This window comes from Caulobacter sp. B11 (assembly GCF_002737765.1).
Lineage (GTDB): Bacteria > Pseudomonadota > Alphaproteobacteria > Caulobacterales > Caulobacteraceae > Caulobacter.
The window spans coordinates 1-2,594 of the sequence record NZ_PEGG01000333.1 but is presented as its reverse complement, the minus strand read 5'-3'; the positions used below and the strand labels follow the sequence as shown (position 1 = coordinate 2,594).

3 pseudogenes are annotated in these 2,594 nt (G+C 67.4%); 1 reads left to right on the top strand and 2 read right to left on the bottom strand.

The window, feature by feature from the left end:
* Nucleotides 1-123 precede the first annotated feature (123 nt).
* Nucleotides 124-1,109: pseudogene (locus CSW58_RS12210) on the top strand (TerC family protein).
* Here the strand turns inward: CSW58_RS12210 and mtaB are convergent.
* Together mtaB and CSW58_RS12200 are read right to left on the bottom strand one after the other, a co-directional pair.
* Nucleotides 1,110-2,440, bottom strand: a pseudogene (mtaB, locus tag CSW58_RS12205) (tRNA (N(6)-L-threonylcarbamoyladenosine(37)-C(2))-methylthiotransferase MtaB).
* Nucleotides 2,437-2,594: pseudogene (locus CSW58_RS12200) on the bottom strand (short-chain dehydrogenase); the annotation flags it as partial. The pseudogenes CSW58_RS12200 and mtaB, both read right to left, overlap by 4 nt.

The following is a 2,594-nucleotide window of genomic DNA, read 5'->3' as shown; positions in this document are numbered from 1 at the left end:
GTGTTTCCTGCCAACCGTGATGAAGCCGTCCGGTCGGCAAAGGAAGCCCAGCCCTGCCGCGTTTCCGCAAAAACCCCGCCCGCCGCGATCAGCCTGAACGCTTGGGTCCGGCGGCCTAAAGGCCTGAGCGAGATCATGATCTTTCTGACCCTGCGGTGATCGGCAAACCGCTCTGGATGTGGGCGGGGCTTCATTGCTGGCCGTCGTGGCGCTGCTGGCCTTTGACCTTTGGCGTTCTGCATCGCAAGACACGCGAGATCGGCGTGCGTGAAAGTCTGCTGATGTCGCTGGTCTATATCAGCCTGGGGCTGGGCTTCGGCGGCCTGGTCTGGATGCAGCTGGGCGCCACGGCCGGGGTCGAATATCTGACCGGCTTCGTGATCGAGAAAAGCCTGGCGATCGACAATGTCTTCGTCATCGCCCTGATCTTCGGCTTCTTCGCCATTCCGCCGGCCCTGCAGCACCGGGTGCTGTTCTGGGGCGTGCTGGGCGTGATCGTGCTGCGGGCCATCATGATCGGCGTAGGCGCGGCCCTGGTCAGCCAGTTCGGCTGGGTCCTCTACATATTCGCCGCCTTCCTGATCCTGACCGGCGTCAAGATGCTGTTCGCGGGCGACAAGCCCTTGGACCTCAATAACAATACCGCCCTGAAATGGCTGCGTCGGGCGCTGCCGATCAGCAACCGGCTGGAAGGTGACCGCTTCTTCGTCCCGGGCGTCGATCCACGCACCGGCAAGGCCGCCCGTCTGGCGACCCCGCTGTTCCAGGCCCTGGTGCTGGTCGAGTTGGCCGATCTAGTGTTCGCCGTCGACTCGGTGCCGGCGATCTTCGCCATCACCACCGATCCTTATATCGTCTACACCTCCAACATCATGGCGATCTTGGGCCTGCGGGCGCTGTACTTCGCCCTGGCGGCGGTGCTGCACCGCTTCGCCTATCTCAAGCAGGCCCTGGCCGTGCTTCTGGTGTTCATCGGCGGCAAGATCTTCATCGCCGACGCCCTGGGCTGGGAGAAGTTCCCCGCCAGCCTGTCGCTGTCGATCACCTTCGTCATCCTGGCCGCCGGCGTCGGCTGGTCGCTTTGGAAGACCCGCAGGACGGTCGCCTGATCAGGCGACCCGCTCGGCGGTCACCCTTGACCCATCATGGCCGGTGACGCGGAAGGCCAGGATCTGGCCTGAAGGCGCCTCGCCGGTGAAGGCGATCTCGGTGAAGTCCTCGGCCCGGGCCACGCCGTCGCGTTCGACCAGGCCCGACAGCACGCGGCCGACCTGGCGCTGCAGGTGGCGTTCGAGCCCGGCCTGGCCCGCTTCCCGCAGGCGACGGGCGCGGTCCTTGATCACCGGGCCCTTGACCGGCGGCATCCGCGCCGCCGGCGTGCCGGGGCGGGCGCTGTAGGGGAAGACGTGCAGGAAGGCCAGGCCTGCTTCTTCCACCAGCTTCAGGGTGTTTTCGAAGGCTTCCTCGCTCTCGGTCGGGAAGCCGGCGATCAGGTCGGCGCCGAAGGCGGTGTCGGGGCGTACCCGGCGCACCTCGGCCACCAGCTTGAGGGCGTCCTCGCGGCTATGGCGGCGCTTCATCCGCTTGAGGATCATATTGTCCCCGGCCTGCAGGGACAGATGCAGATAGGGCATCAGCCGCGGCTCGGTCTCGAGCAGCTTGAACAGGTCGGGATCGATCTCGGCTGCGTCGATCGACGACAGCCGCAGGCGAGGCAGGTCGGGAACCAGCTTCAGGATCCGCCCGACCAGCTGGCCCAGCGTCGGCTGACCCGGCAGGTCGCTTCCCCAGGAGGTGACGTCCACCCCGGTCAGCACCACCTCGTTATAGCCCTCGGCCGCCAGGCGGCGGATCTGTTCAACCACCTCGCCGGCCGGGGCCGAGCGGGAATTGCCGCGTCCGAACGGGATGATGCAGAAGGTGCAGCGATGGTCGCAGCCGTTCTGGACCTCGACATAGGCCCGGGCGCGGTCCTTGAGGCCGGAGATCAGGTGACCGGCGGTCTCCTTGATCGACATGATGTCATTGACCCGCACGCGGGTGGAGGTGTCGAGCAGGGCTCCTGGCGCGGCCTTTTCGGCGTTGCCGAGCACCAGGTCGACCTCGGGCATGGCGGCGAAGGCGGCGGGGTCGATCTGGGCGGCGCAGCCGGTGACGATGAAGCGCGCGTCGGGGCGCTCGCGGCGCGCCTTGCGGATCGCCTGCCGGGCCTGGCGCACGGCTTCGTTGGTCACCGCGCAGGTGTTGAACACCACCGCGTCCGACAGGCCGTCGGCGGCGGCGCGGGCGCGGATGGCTCGGATTCGTAGGCGTTCAACCGGCAGCCGAAGGTGACGACGTCGACGCCGTCGGGGCCGGATGAGACCACCGCCGGCCCGCCTTCATCGCCCACGGCGGGCTTGGGCTTCGGGGTCGCCTTGGTGACGGTGTAGGCGGTCACGCCCTGGCCATGAACGCCGCGAAGGCGTCCTTCCAGTCGTCGTGCCAGCGCGACAGGGCCGGGCGGTTCTCGATGATGTCGCCGATGGCCCAGGCCATGCGCTTTTCGTCGACCGTGCGGGTGACGTCGTTGTCGGGGCACAGGATGTAGAAGT